The sequence below is a fragment of the Belliella filtrata genome (assembly GCF_022549775.1).
In the GTDB taxonomy this organism is placed as follows: domain Bacteria; phylum Bacteroidota; class Bacteroidia; order Cytophagales; family Cyclobacteriaceae; genus Belliella; species Belliella filtrata.
Genome location: NZ_JAKZGP010000028.1, coordinates 1 through 13,929, shown reverse-complemented (window position 1 = coordinate 13,929; position 13,929 = coordinate 1). Strand labels below are relative to the sequence as shown.

Genomic DNA, 13,929 nt, shown 5'->3' with positions numbered 1-13,929 from the left:
TTTATAATTTTATTTATAAATTTACCCTGTTATAATATTTCGACATTAAATAAGCCTAATCGATATGAAATTTATTGTTTCTTCTTCTGCGCTTTTGAAGCAGCTTTCGGCAATCAATGGAGTGGTGACCACCAATCCAGTAGTGCCAATTTTGGAGAACTTCCTTTTTGAAATAAAAGAAGGGAAATTGTCAGTAACAGCATCTGATCTTCAGACTTCTATGATGACTGAGATAGATGTGGAAGCCAAAGAAGATGGGAATATTGCTGTTCCAGCAAAGATTTTGATCGAAACATTGAAAAACCTTCCTGAACAACCAGTTACTTTCAGCATTGATCATGAGACCTATAGTATAGAAATCAGCTCTGACAATGGAAGATACAAACTGGCAGGAGAGAATGCGACAGATTTCCCTAGAATTGCTCCAGTCACCAATGCTTCAGCTGTAGACATGTCTACAGAGGTGCTTAGTAGCGCCATAAGTAACACGATATTCGCAACAAGCAATGATGAACTAAGACCTGCAATGACTGGTGTTTACATTAACTTGAGCAGTACCAACACCACCTTTGTGGCTACAGATGGACACAGATTGATCAGGTATAGAAGAATCGATGTAGCTTCAGCTGATGCAGCAAGTATCATCATACCCAGAAAAGCACTGAACTTACTCAAGTCTACACTTCCTTCTGAGAATATACCGGTCACAGTAGAATTCAATAGCTCCAACGCTTATTTCAATTTCGGAAGTATCAAAATGATCTGTAGGTTGATTGATGAGAGGTACCCAGATTATGAAAATGTAATTCCTGTAGATAATCCTAATCACATGACTATTGATAGGGTTGAGTTCTTGAGTTCATTGAGAAGGATTGCGATCTATGCCAATAAAACTACCCATCAAGTTAGACTCAAGCTTTCTGGGAGTGAATTGCAGATTTCAGCTGAAGATCTTGATTTCTCAAATGAAGCCAATGAAAGGTTATCATGTGAGCATGATGGAGAAGATATCGAAATCGGATTCAATGCGAAGTTCTTGGTTGAAATGTTGAATAACATTTCTTCTAAAGAAGTAACACTCCAATTCTCCGCTCCAAATAGAGCCGGCCTGATCGTTCCTTCTGACAAGTCAGAAAATGAAGATATCTTGATGTTGGTGATGCCAGTGATGTTGAATAATTATGTATAAAAATTGATGGATATTATTCTGCTGTTGCAGAATCGATATTTGTAGATATTTAAAAGCCAAATGATGGCTTATAGTAAAAAGCTCCAGCTGGAAAGTTGGAGCTTTTTTAATATAAGAAACCGAAAAGGTAAAGAGGGATTTTGTTTCCTATTCCATAGAGCATTTCATCTGCTGCAATGTAGGAATTTGGGATGTCAGCTATCTGTGCGAAAGTTTTGTTTTCGCCATTTATTTCAAATTCCAATGGATTGTTGACTTGCCTGTTCCTCTGGCACCTAAAATGCATATAGCTCTGCCTTTCCAATTAATTTTATTGTAATGACTTCTTTTGAAGTCTGTCTTTATTGACAGTAATAATTTTCTATATCTAGTTAATTAACTCTTCCATTGTATTTTAAAGGATACGAAAAATAGTACAAAGTGTATTTTTAGAGGTTCAATATATTTCTGTCAATTGTATCAGTAGAACTCAGTTTTTGAGGATTTAGGCAAAGCTAACTTAAATCACTCCCCTCACTTTCAATTCTAAGGGTGGGCAATTGCAACATCCCAATTGAAAAGAATCGCAGCTTCGATTGCCTCCTGCTTTAGCTGGAGGAAAGCATAGCTATAATCCTCTTAAAGGCTTTAGCCAGATCAATTATCTAACCTGTAATATCCAACTCTCCAAAGGATCCAAATCTACTCGGACTTTTGCTTGACCTTGGTCAACATAAAGTTTAGCATTGACATTTCCATACAATTTTTCTTCTAATTCATAATCCCCATCTTTCAGACTCCAAGCAGTGATGATGCTAGCTGGTATTTGTAGCTCAAAGCCAAATGAATCATTTTTGTCAAAATTGGTGATGATGATGAGTTTTTGATCTTGTGACCACCTGACATAAGAGAATACTTTGTCATTATACCATTCTGTGTTTTCTCTATTGAAGGCATGGATTTCTGCATAATTTCCAGCCAATGCTGGGCTCGAGATTGTGAAGTTGAGGAGCTTTTTATAGAAATCTCGAAGGGACTTTTCAGCGTCACTAAGTTGCCCTCCATCAAATTTTCCATTATTCATCCACCGTTGATGATGAGGTACTCCAATGTAGTCAAAGATTGAAGTTCTACTTGGACTTCCAAAGCCAGCTTCTTCTGCTCCTGGTTCGCCTACTTCTTGACCAAAGTAGATCATCATTGGAGCTTGGTCTATTGTAGCTGAAAGCACTGCAGCTGGTTTGGCGATTTCTGCCCTACCTACAAATTCAGGACTTGCTATTCTCTGTTCGTCATGATTTTCCAGAAAATGTAGCATATGCTGACCAATGTCTGATAATCCCTGTTGAATTTGGATCAAGTTATCAGTAGAGCCTCTGCCTTGCATGATGTTTTTCAACGTGTCATATAGCTCTACCTTGTCATATAGATAGTCCATTTTGCCTAAGTGGATGTAGTTTCTGTATTCTCTTGGATTGTATATCTCAGCAAGTAGAAAAGCATCAGATTTTTCCATTTTAATGGCAGAGTTCATATAGCTCCAAAACTCCACTGGTACCATTTCAGCCATGTCAAACCTGAACCCATCCACACCTTTTTTTATCCAAAACAAGGCAATATCTTTGAATTTTTTCCATGAATCTGGTACATCTTTATCTTGCCAAAAATCATGGTGTTCCTTATAGTCTGCTTCCATAAAGTGTGGTTGGAGTTCGGGAAAGTCTTTGCTGCCATCGGGTTTGATACCATAGTTTATCTTCACCGTCTCATACCAGTCATTGAAGTCTGGTTGTGATTTTCTAGACCCATTTCCTGTCCACTTGGCCGGATTTTCATCAAAGGAACCATCTGACAGAGGATGTTCTTCACCGCCAAGTGGTTTGTATTCATTATTTGGTTTTGGTACCTTAAAAGATTCTCCTAGGATATAATAGAAGTTGTTGTTTTTCGAGTATTCAACTGAAGTGTCATCTTGAGCACCAAAGTCAAAAATACCTTCTGGATTGTTTTTCCCTTCATAGTTCCTTGCAATATGATTTGGAACTATGTCTATGATAAGTTTGAGGCCATTTTGATGAGTTCTTTTGATCAAAGCTTCAAACTCCTCCATTCGTTTTGCGGGGTTATCAGCAAGGTCTGGGTTTACTTGATAATAATCTTTCACTGCATATGGTGAGCCAGCTCTTCCTTTGACCACATCTGGATCATCATTGGAGATTCCATAGGAAGTATAATCCCTGATTACAGCATGATGCGGTATTCCTGTAAACCAGATATGTGTCACTCCCAGATCCTTAATTTCTTGTAATGCCAGATCGGTAAAATCAGAAAATTTACCAATTCCATTTTCCTCCATCGTGCCCCATGGCTTGTTTGTTGAGTTAGTGTTTCCAAAAAGTCTCGTAAAAACCTGATAAACAACAATTTTTTTATTTTCTTCCATTACAGCTTTTGATTCAATCGTATTTCTGTCACATGCGAAGCAGCCGAGACAAATTCCCACCATCAAGAATACATAGTTAAGTATTTTTTTCATAGGCTTAAATATAAAAAATGTTAGAAGGCTTCTTCATAATATTCAAATATTCTTGTTGCCTAAATATATACCATTGGATAATTTTCAAAATGGAAAACTTCAGAGTTGTTTGAACTAAGGATATTTCTTTTGTAACTTTAAAAAGTTTTGTTTTGATATTAATTCCACTTAGTCTGAGCAGCGTTTTTATTTATATTTTAATATTCATTTGGATAACTGCCCATTTTACAAGTATTATCAATTGTTTATAGCTAAAATTCTTTTAACGTAAATAACATATATATGAAAAATTTCTTAAAAAATGTCCTTTTATTAGGCTTCATTAGCGTGATGGTATTCTCCTGTGTAGAAGATGAAGAAAGAAGTGTTGATTCAGATGATATCGTAGGTACTTGGGAAATTGAAGATTTCGATGTATCCTTATCAATCAATGGGAAGTCATTTTTTGATTTTTTGGTTGAAGATGTTGGATTGTCAGAAGAGGATGCTCAAGTGTTTGATGATGCAATTGCTGATGATTTTTTTGAACCAGAAGATCTAGAGAATACTCGATTGATTTTCAATGCAAACGGGACTTATCAAGTTTGGCAGAATGACACTTTAGATGAAGAGGGATTATATGAAGTCAATAGCACCAACAATACGCTCATTCTAAAAGATAATCCAAATGACCAAGATGCTGTAATATTCAATATTGAGCAGCTTAATGCTACGTCTTTAAAGATAAGCCTTGAAGAAAGTGAGGAATTCGATATGACAGAAGATGGAGGTTCGAATCAACTTATGTTCAAACTTACTATGGATTTCATTAGGGTATAAGAATTACAAAAGGGTTGAGATAGATTTACCCTCCTCAACCCTTATTTTTAAGAGAATCCTAAGGTTAGAGAATTTAGGTGTTTAAAAATTTCTAAAATTCTTTGGAAATAGAATACAAAAGAGAGCTTGAATATTATTAATCACCGTTTCGTCCAAAGAAATAATTTACTCCAATTTTCACCTGACCAAAATTTACTTGAAAATTACTTTCTTCCGAGGGGTTCGTGTACCAATTTGATTGGTAAGAAGCTTCACCAATTGTCGCATCAAATCCCCATTTTTGATTTGGCATAAATGTAAATGCTGGATAGAATGAAAGATGAACTCTAGTACTATGCTCTTCATATAAAAATGGGCTTGATAAGTCTCTATTGACTCTTCCTGCCAACCCTTTTCCTTCTAAGCTAAAAAAGAAAGAGTCAGATATGGTGAAGAATTTCCTAATAAAAAGTCCACCAGCAAGGCCAGAGATTTTTGATGTCTGGAAAAGATTTGTTGCTGGATTTAAATTAGGTTGACTAGAGGAAACAAAATTGACAGCTGGTCCTACAGCCAATGATTGGCTTACAAAAAATCCAAATTGACTATTTAATGAGAACAAAGTCGTTGATGGATTGTTGGATGGAGCATATTTAATTTTTGATGAGTAGTAGGACATGTTTCCACCAACAAATTTTTCTCCTTTTGAGAATTGACCAAAGGATAGTATCGGCATAAAGAATACTAGGATAAAGATTTTTTTCATATGTTAGTTTTTGAGAAAGGTAGTCTTTAGTTTTGGAAATTTGTCATTCCTTAGCACTATTAATTTTGTCTTTTATAGATGTTTTATTACTTTAATTTTATGGAGTATATAATCTCTTTGTCAAACATCAGTATTTAATTGTTGTTATGTGTTAATCTAGTGTTTGTACTAAAAGGAAATTTTAGATTTTAAAGTCTTGTATTATGAATAAAATACTTAGTCAATCGTATTTGGTATTGTTTACACTATTTGTGATAGTGTCTTGTGGACCTCAACTTCAAACTGAACAGATTGAGACACCATTATTAACTTTGAAAGCAGAGGGGCCATTATTTGAAGGAGCAAACTCAGCTACAGCCACATGGGAGTTAGATTTGGGAAAAATTCTTGGTTCTTTGGAAGGAAGTGTAAAGGAAGCTAAAGTCATTTCAGTGGAAGTTGAGTTACTGAATACAGAAGATTTGCCAGCTCTTGAAAAAATGGTTTTAGAAGTCACTTCTAAAAATACATCAATGACGAGAGTTGGGCTTTTTGAAGGAAAAATGGAATCAGGTCAGGTTTTTGCTTTGAGTATTGCAAACAAACAGGAGAATTTGGCCAATGCTTTTCAAGATGGCAAAATGACTTTCGTTGGAGATTTTGACCTTTTAGAAGAAGAGTATTGGAGCAATGTCCAATTTTCCTTAAAGGTTAAATTTGAAATAGGAATCAAGTGAACAAATTTAAATCCAAAATAATTATGAAAAAGTTAATAGCAGTTATAGCTTTTATTTTCACAGGTACCTTTGCCATGGCCCAGGATGCAGATGCAATTGTAGGTGTCTGGGAACCTGGTCATGGCAAAGCCAGAGTCAAAATTGACAATATTGATGGGAAGTATTATGGAAGGATTGTTTGGCTCAAAGAACCAAATGACCCAGATACTGGTAAGCCAAAAACGGATGTTAATAATTCGGATGAAAGTATGAAATCAGTTCCATTAAGAGGTTATAGGATCTTAAAGGACTTTAAATACAAAGGTAAAGGAGTTTGGGAAGAAGGTACTATTTATGATCCAGAGACTGGAAATACGTATAGTTCAGTGATCACTATGAAAGATGAAAATACCCTAGACATACGTGGTTATGTTGGGGTTAAAACCTTTGGTAGGTCAGATACTTGGAGAAAGTTAAAAGTTAACTGATCTCCAAGCTATGAAAAAAACTATATTTTTGATGATGCTTTTGTTTTTGTCTGCGGCTCTACCTTTGACAGCATTTGCCCAAGACGAAGATGATGAAGATTGGGATGCTTATGGAGATTTAGAGTTAGTTGATGATTCGAAAGTCAAGCGATTTGCAAAACCTACAATTGTGGGTTTAAGTCCCACCAGGTTTCTAAGTGTGTCGTATGATAGACAACTGCCTTATGATATGAACTTATCAGCAGCCAAGTTTCCTGCGAGTGTTAATGATGGCTGGGGAGTAGATGAGTCAGCACCTATTTCAGAGTCTGGAAGAGTAAATTTTACAGGTGGACTTCGATTCAATTCTAATATTCCTGTAATTTCAAAAAGCAGTCTGGTATGGCAGACGGGATTGAATTATATGCGAATAGGGTATAGTATTTCAGATGTGAATGCCCAACCAAATGCATCTGGGCTGACTGATATTCTTGATGAAAGAGGTCTGAACAACCTGAACTGGACCAATACCTTTTTTGTCCCCATAAGTGAAGAGAATTTTTTTATATTTCAAGGAATCTTGGATATGAGTGGAGATTATGGTTGGGGGTTACAGCCGTTTAATACGATCAGGTGGAGCTTAGCTGCTGTATATGCCAAAAGGGTAAGTGAAAACAAGAGATGGGGACTAGGTGTTTCAAGAACATACCGAGTAGGGAACCTTAATTACGTTCCAGTAGTCATGTATGATGTCACAAGTGCTGATCGAAAGTGGGGTACAGAGATATTGTTTCCTGCGCGCATGCACGGAAGATATAATTTCAGTAAAAATTCTCTCTTGCTTTTCGGTTATGAGCTAGAGGGGCAGTCTTATCGGATTGATCAGTTTTCAGTAGGTAACAACAGCTATGAAATTAGAAGGGGTGAATTGAGACCAAGACTTGAATACCAGAAGCAGTTATCTGGACCATTTTGGATGAATTTTCAGGCGGGATATAGGATTGACTGGACTTATAATGCTGATGAGTTGGAAGGAAGTAGGGAGTTTTTTAGAGGTTTTTTTGGAAACCAACGCTATGGCATGGTCAATAACCTCAGTAATACAGTTTATTTTAATGTAGGGATTAGCTTTGTGACCATGTAAGGTTTGACCAAATAATTGCTAACTGAAAACTAATAAAAAAAGCACTGATGAAGTCAGTGCTTTTTTTGTGTTTTATGAATGGTTAGGTTAGTCAATTCTCACGATATCTGCCCCCAATGCGTTCAGCCTTTGGTCAATGTACTGATATCCTCTGTCAATCTGCTCGATATTGTCAATGATAGAGGTCCCTTCTGCGGAAAGTGCAGCTATAAGTAAAGCAACTCCTGCACGGATATCCGGGGATGTCATTCGGATACCTCTCAATGGATACTTTCTGTCAAGTCCGATTACTGTTGCTCTATGTGGGTCACAAAGTATGATTTGAGCTCCCATGTCGATCAATTTATCAACGAAAAAGAGTCGGCTTTCAAACATTTTTTGGTGAACCAACACTGTACCTTTCGCTTGAGTAGCTGTCACCAAGATGATACTTAGTAAATCTGGAGTGAATCCAGGCCAAATGGCATCGGCTACTGTCAAGATAGAGCCATCTATGAAAGTGTCTATTTCATAATTTTGTTGAGCGGGTATATGGATGTCATCTCCACGGAATTCTAGCGTGATTCCCATTCTTCTGAAGGTATCAGGAATGATTCCAAGCCTGTGGATTTGAGCATTTTTGATGGTGATTTCCGATTGAGTCATGGCTGCAAGTCCAATGAATGAGCCAATTTCAATCATGTCAGGCAGTAATGTGTGTTCTGTGCCTTTCAGTGATTTTACACCTTCAATATTTAACAAATTTGAACCAATCCCAGAGATTTTTGCACCCATTCTATTGAGCATTTCACACAATTGCTGAAGGTAAGGTTCACAAGCCGCATTATAGATTGTCGTTTTTCCTTCAGCCATTACAGCTGCCATTACAATATTCGCTGTACCTGTCACAGAAGCTTCATCCAATAGCATGTATGCTCCCTTCAGGTTCTTTCCATCTATATTGTAAATTTCCTTTTGCTTGTCATAGTTGAAATTGGCGCCAAGTTTTTGGAAACCTGTAAAATGGGTATCCATTCTTCTTCTTCCTATTTTGTCTCCTCCTGGTTTGGAAAGCTTTCCAGTACCAAATCTTGCCAATAATGGTCCCAAAATCATTACAGAACCTCTGAGTGCTGAGGCTTTTTTCAAAAAATCTTCAGTGTCGAGATACTTGAGATCAATTTCATCTGATTGAAAAGTATAAGACTCAGGCCCTATTTTTTCAACTTTTACCCCCATATCAGAAAGTAACTCGATGAGTTTGTTCACATCTCTGATGTTTGGGATTTTATTAATGGTGATTTTGTCTGCTGTCAATAGTACAGCACAAAGGATTTGAAGTGCTTCATTCTTAGCACCCTGAGGAGTGATTTCACCTTTAAGTTTAAGACCTCCTTTTACTCTAAAAGATGCCATTTATCTACGTTTTTTGGAGTATCCTCCGTTATTTCCTTTTCTTTTATTGTTTCCGTAATTTCTTCTACCAGTATTACTTTCTGCTTCCACTGGGATTTTGAAATCTCTTCTTGTATTGGTCTCGAAAAGGCTCATTTCTTTGACTTTTTCAAGATCAATATGAAGTTTGTTTTTGGAAAGGGTTTTGATATCATCAATGATTATTTGATCGTCGAAGTTGTCGCGGTTCCAAGTAGAGTGAAAGCTTCTCATCAACTGACCTATATATATGATGGCTGCCTCTTGCTCTTCATTGTCCTCTATTTCGATAGCCTTTTCAATAAGTTTTTCAATGTTTCTACCGTAGTGTTTGAATTTGATTTCTCCTGATGGGTAACCGACAATTTGAGGCTTTTTACCCAGAAGTTCTTTTTCTGGTTTTGGGAATGGTCCATCGACATCCAGTTCAAAATCTGACATGATATGAATGTCATCCCAAATTTTCTGATCGCTTTCTTGCTTGAGACTAGGGTTGAGTTGCTTAATAATCTCTACCAAAGTGTATGCACTTTGTGTTCTTCTGTCTCTATCCTGCAACCCAGCTATATGCACTGCGAGTCGTTGGATGTTTTTTCCGTATTCTTTCAAAATAACCTTGTTTTCGTTCTCTTTAATATTGTTCATAACCAAACTCATTTATATACTCCAATGAAGATGTAAAAAATATCGCTTAGTTTGGATTGTTCTTTAATCAGTAAGGCTGACAATGTCAGTCTATTATCCGAAGCTTCGCAAAGCTAAGTAATAATGTTTTTTCTCCAAAATTATCAAACTGTATCGTAGCTTTTTTATTCAGGCCTTCTACTTCGATTTTGCTTACTTTTCCAAAACCGAATTTCGGATGCTCTACAAGCATTTCAGGTGCAAGGTTGTTAGTGTTTGAGGGTTTGAAGTCAGGGCTTGGCGTATGGACTTTTGCAGTAGTCTGGGGTTTGTTTATGTTACCCTTTTTAATTCCAATAAAGCCATTTCTACCTTCACTTCCTTGTCCTCTCAATGCTCCAGAAGGAGAGCTGGTCATTCTCTTGTTGACCTTGATACAGCTTGGGTCTATTTCTTCAAGAAATCTACTAGGTTCGCATGTCAATAGTCTTCCATACCTATACCTGTTCAGCGCGTAGGTAAGGTAAAGCTTATCCATAGCCCTGGTAGTCGCTACATAGAACAATCTTCTTTCTTCTTCCAAATCCTCCCTGCTCTGCATCATCATCTGTGAAGGGAACAAGTCTTCCTCCATACCTACCACAAATACTTGCTTGAACTCTAATCCTTTGGAAGAGTGTATGGTCATCATGGTGACTGCATCGCTATTATCTTTGTCGCGGTCGTTATCAGTGAGTAAAGCTATTTCTTGTAAAAAAGCCCCCAGTGATTTGTCTTCGTTCTCAGGATGATCTACGTATTCTTTTATTGCATTGAGGAGTTCTTGAACGTTTTCATAGCGATTAAGTCCTTCTATTGTTTTGTCTTCATACAAATCTCTGAGCAATCCAGATTGTTTGGCGATTGAGCTGGCTGTTTCGAAAGCATCTTTTCTTTCCATCTCTATCCCAAAGCTCTTGATCATCGTTGTAAAATCCTCTACGGCATTTGCAGCTCTACCACTAAGGAAGCTGGATGAATTTGTCATGACTTCCCATAAGGAAATATCGTGTTCATAAGCTGCCACGAGCATTTTTTCTACAGTCGTATCTCCAATACCTCTTTTTGGATAATTAATAACCCTTTTGAAAGCTTCTTCATCTGCCCTATTGACTACAAATCGCAGGTAAGCCATCAAGTCTTTGATTTCTTTGCGTTGATAAAACGACAGTCCTCCAACAATCTTGTAAGGAATGCTCATTTTTCTCAAAGCTTCTTCCATAGACCTAGACTGTGAATTGGTTCTGTATAAAATTGCAAAGTCGCTATTCTGAAGTTTTTTGTTATTTTTTTCTTCAAAAATAGTATTGGCCACTACTCTACCTTCTTCATTGTCTGAACTAGCTTTGATCAGCTCGATCATCTCACCATCAGCATTATGTGTCCACACATCTTTTTTGAGTTGTGCTTTATTTTTAGCGATGATACTATTAGCTGCTTGGACAATGTTTTTGGAGGACCTGTAGTTCTGTTCAAGCTTTACTACATAAAGATCTGGATAGTCCTTTTCAAAGTTCAGTATATTTTGAATGTCAGCTCCTCGAAAAGCATAAATACTTTGTGCATCATCACCTACTACACAGATATTCTGATGTACTGCGGCAAGTTTTTTTGTGATCAGGTATTGGGATAAATTAGTGTCTTGAAACTCATCCACCATTACATATTTGAATCGGTGTTGGTATTTATTCAAGACCTCCAAATGATCCCTGAATAATACATTAGTATTAAAAAGTAAGTCATCAAAATCCATTGCAGAGGATTTGAATAACCGCTTTTGATAGGTTTTGTATATCTCCCCCATCTTTGGCTTCAATGCTGTTTCATCATCAGCTTTTATATATGGGTCATCAAGATATGCTTCCCACGAGATGAGCCTATTTTTTGCACCAGAAATCCTCGAAAGCACTGTGTTGGGCTTGTAGACTTTGTCATCAAGTCTCATTTCTTTCACGATAGACCGTATGAGAGATTTGCTATCATCAGTGTCATAAATGGTGAAATTGGAAGGGTAGCCAAGTTTTTCAGATTCTACTCGGAGTATTTTAGCAAAGGTGGAGTGAAATGTCCCCATCCAGGTGTTCCTTGCCTCTAGTCCAATGAGCTGCTCAATCCTGTGTTTCATCTCGGCGGCAGCTTTATTGGTGAAGGTTAGGGAAAGAATGTTAAATGGATCTACTCCTTTGGCGTGAATTAGATGGGCGATTCTGTAGGTTAGAACTCTGGTTTTGCCTGATCCTGCACCAGCAATGATCATCACTGGTCCATCAGTATGTTCTACAGCTTGTCTTTGTGGTGGGTTTAGTCCTTTGAGGTAATCCATTTCATTATTATATTTCCAAATATCAAAGTTAAGGTATTTTTTTTGAACAATTTTTAGGGGCCTTACAGAAGGCTGATGAGGTATGTTTAGCCTTCTGGCATAAATTTAAGGTCAAATAGTAAGAACTTATAAATAAAACTATCAGTTTGAATTATAGTTTTCAACTAGGGTTCAGGAACATTTATATTAATTACTTCCAAATTCTGTTAACTTGTTTGTTTAAGTTGTAGTCCTGCATAATAAATATCTTTATTTTCTTGGATAATTTTAACCTTATTCCAAACTTCACGCCTCAAAAAGAAACTATTAAACTATTCAAATAATAATCAAATGAAAATGGATGTGCTTTTGGGCCTGCAGTGGGGCGACGAAGGAAAAGGAAAAGTAGTCGATGTGCTCGCTCCTCAATATGATGTGGTTGCACGATTTCAGGGAGGTCCAAATGCTGGTCATACTTTGGAATTTGACGGGATTAAGCATGTTTTACATCAGATTCCTTCAGGGATTTTCAGATCGAACTTAGTCAATATTATAGGAAATGGCGTGGTGTTGGATCCTGTTGTCCTTAGAAAAGAGATACAGGGTTTAGGTAAATTTAATATAGCCTTCAATGAAAATTTATTCATTTCCAAGAAAGCCACAATTATAATACCTACACACAAGCTGCTTGATGCAGCATATGAAAAATCAAAGGGAGATAAGAAAATTGGATCTACTTTAAAGGGGATTGGTCCGACATATCAAGATAAGGTTGGAAGAGTAGCCTTAAGGGTTGGAGATATTCTTTCACCAGACTTTAGTGCAAAGTATGATGGCTTAGTATCTAAACACAAGACAATTCTTTCATTTTATGATTTCCCTTTAGATGAATTAGAAGAGCTAGAAAAAGGGTTCTTTGAAGCAATTGAGTTTTTCAAAACTTTGAATCTTATAGATAGTGAATATCAAGTTAACGAATTTTTGGCTTCAAGTAAGCGCGTATTAGCTGAAGGTGCACAAGGCTCATTGCTAGATATTGACTTTGGAAGCTACCCTTTTGTCACTAGTAGTAGTACGATGGCAGCAGGTGCATGCACAGGACTTGGTGTATCACCTTCCAAAATTGGAGAAGTATATGGGATCTTCAAAGCTTATTGTACAAGAGTAGGTAGTGGGCCTTTCCCTACTGAGCTATTCGATGCAGATGGTGAAGCCATGAGAAAGGAAGGGAATGAGTTTGGTTCTACTACTGGTAGGCCAAGAAGATGTGGATGGATCGATTTGCCTGCATTAAGATACTCTATAATGATCAATGGTGTGACTCAACTTTTCATGATGAAAGCTGATGTATTGAATATATTTGAAGAAATCAAAGTCTGCACTCATTATCAGCTAGCTGATGGGACTACTGTGGATAGGCTTACTTATGAATTAGGAGACCAAGAGGTGACTCCGATTTATGAAACTGTAAAGGGCTGGAACACATCTTTAGCTGGAGTGACTTCATACGACGGGTTCCCTGAAGAGTTGAAAGCATATGTTTCTCTTTTGGAAGAAAACTTACAAGTGCCAATAAAGATGGTGTCAGTTGGTCCAGATAGGGTTCAGACTATATTGAGATAATACTTAAAGGCTCGTGTTTTACGAGCCTTTATTTTTTTCATCCTGGTTTTCAGAGTACTTATAATATTTCTTCAGTTTTTTTCAAACAATTCATTGTAATGGAGAAAATAAGTTGCACCTTTGCAATCCCAAACGGGGGAAAAAGCTTGAAAGAAAAGGATGCAGGGGGTTTAGAGAGAAAATAAATAAAATTTTTTTTCTCCAAAAGGTTGTCAAATAAATAATCTTCCTTACCTTTGCAAACCCAACGAGAGAGAAGGGCATTAAAGATCACAGAAAAGCTGTAGATATCAAGGGGATACGTTTAGTATTCATTAAGTTCATTGAAGTATTGTAAGACTAGAATAGATTAGC

General features: G+C 37.0%; 12 protein-coding genes. 6 read left to right on the top strand and 6 right to left on the bottom strand.

Going from position 1 to position 13,929, the window contains the following annotated elements; translation table 11 throughout:
- Nucleotides 1–64 precede the first annotated feature (64 nt).
- Nucleotides 65–1,189: a DNA polymerase III subunit beta gene (dnaN, locus tag MM239_RS11560; protein ID WP_241348401.1), complete on the top strand. Its 1,125-nt coding sequence runs from the start codon at nucleotides 65–67 to the stop codon at nucleotides 1,187–1,189.
- A gap of 106 nt (nucleotides 1,190–1,295) precedes the next feature.
- Here dnaN and MM239_RS11555 read toward each other — a convergent pair whose 3' ends face one another.
- Nucleotides 1,296–1,475 carry an AAA family ATPase gene (locus MM239_RS11555; protein WP_241348400.1) on the bottom strand — a complete coding sequence of 60 codons (180 nt, stop codon included), beginning with the start codon at nucleotides 1,473–1,475 and terminating at the stop codon, nucleotides 1,296–1,298.
- Nucleotides 1,476–1,829: 354 nt separating this feature from the next.
- A complete protein-coding gene (locus tag MM239_RS11550; protein WP_241348399.1) occupies nucleotides 1,830–3,704 on the bottom strand; it encodes an alpha-amylase family protein in 1,875 nt (624 codons plus the stop codon).
- A 282-nt stretch (nucleotides 3,705–3,986) separates the two neighbouring features.
- Between MM239_RS11550 and MM239_RS11545 the strand changes: the two genes are divergently transcribed.
- Entirely contained in the window at nucleotides 3,987–4,523 is a 537-nt protein-coding gene (locus tag MM239_RS11545; RefSeq protein WP_241348398.1) for a copper resistance protein NlpE, read from the top strand.
- Nucleotides 4,524–4,659: 136 nt separating this feature from the next.
- Here the strand turns inward: MM239_RS11545 and MM239_RS11540 are convergent, their stop codons facing one another.
- Entirely contained in the window at nucleotides 4,660–5,268 is a 609-nt protein-coding gene (locus tag MM239_RS11540; RefSeq protein WP_241348397.1) for a hypothetical protein, read from the bottom strand.
- Nucleotides 5,269–5,471: 203 nt separating this feature from the next.
- Here MM239_RS11540 and MM239_RS11535 point away from each other — a divergent pair, with 203 nt between their 5' ends.
- The 3 genes from MM239_RS11535 to MM239_RS11525 are packed head-to-tail and all read left to right on the top strand — an operon-like array spanning nucleotide 5,472 to nucleotide 7,574.
- Complete coding sequence (locus tag MM239_RS11535; protein ID WP_241348396.1) at nucleotides 5,472–5,984, top strand: hypothetical protein; 513 nt, start codon at nucleotides 5,472–5,474, stop codon at nucleotides 5,982–5,984.
- A gap of 23 nt (nucleotides 5,985–6,007) precedes the next feature.
- The gene (locus tag MM239_RS11530) at nucleotides 6,008–6,451 is read left to right on the top strand and encodes a DUF2147 domain-containing protein (protein ID WP_241348395.1); all 444 of its coding nucleotides are present in this window, start codon (nucleotides 6,008–6,010) and stop codon (nucleotides 6,449–6,451) included.
- A 10-nt stretch (nucleotides 6,452–6,461) separates the two neighbouring features.
- The gene (locus MM239_RS11525) at nucleotides 6,462–7,574 is read left to right on the top strand and encodes a DUF6268 family outer membrane beta-barrel protein (RefSeq protein ID WP_241348394.1); all 1,113 of its coding nucleotides are present in this window, start codon (nucleotides 6,462–6,464) and stop codon (nucleotides 7,572–7,574) included.
- A gap of 87 nt (nucleotides 7,575–7,661) precedes the next feature.
- On the opposite strand, the gene murA is transcribed toward MM239_RS11525, so the two are convergent.
- The 3 genes from murA to MM239_RS11510 all read right to left on the bottom strand — a co-directional run bounded on the left by murA (nucleotide 7,662) and on the right by MM239_RS11510 (nucleotide 11,973).
- Nucleotides 7,662–8,969: a UDP-N-acetylglucosamine 1-carboxyvinyltransferase gene (gene murA / locus MM239_RS11520; RefSeq protein WP_241348393.1), complete on the bottom strand. Its 1,308-nt coding sequence runs from the start codon at nucleotides 8,967–8,969 to the stop codon at nucleotides 7,662–7,664.
- A complete protein-coding gene (locus tag MM239_RS11515; protein ID WP_241348392.1) occupies nucleotides 8,970–9,632 on the bottom strand; it encodes a DUF4290 domain-containing protein in 663 nt (220 codons plus the stop codon).
- An 85-nt stretch (nucleotides 9,633–9,717) separates the two neighbouring features.
- Nucleotides 9,718–11,973 carry an ATP-dependent helicase gene (locus MM239_RS11510; protein ID WP_241348391.1) on the bottom strand — a complete coding sequence of 752 codons (2,256 nt, stop codon included), beginning with the start codon at nucleotides 11,971–11,973 and terminating at the stop codon, nucleotides 9,718–9,720.
- Between the two features lie 330 nt (nucleotides 11,974–12,303).
- On the opposite strand from MM239_RS11510, the gene MM239_RS11505 reads away from it, so the two are divergent.
- The gene (locus MM239_RS11505; RefSeq protein ID WP_241348390.1) at nucleotides 12,304–13,575 is read left to right on the top strand and encodes an adenylosuccinate synthase; all 1,272 of its coding nucleotides are present in this window, start codon (nucleotides 12,304–12,306) and stop codon (nucleotides 13,573–13,575) included.
- Nucleotides 13,576–13,929: the final 354 nt, after the last annotated feature.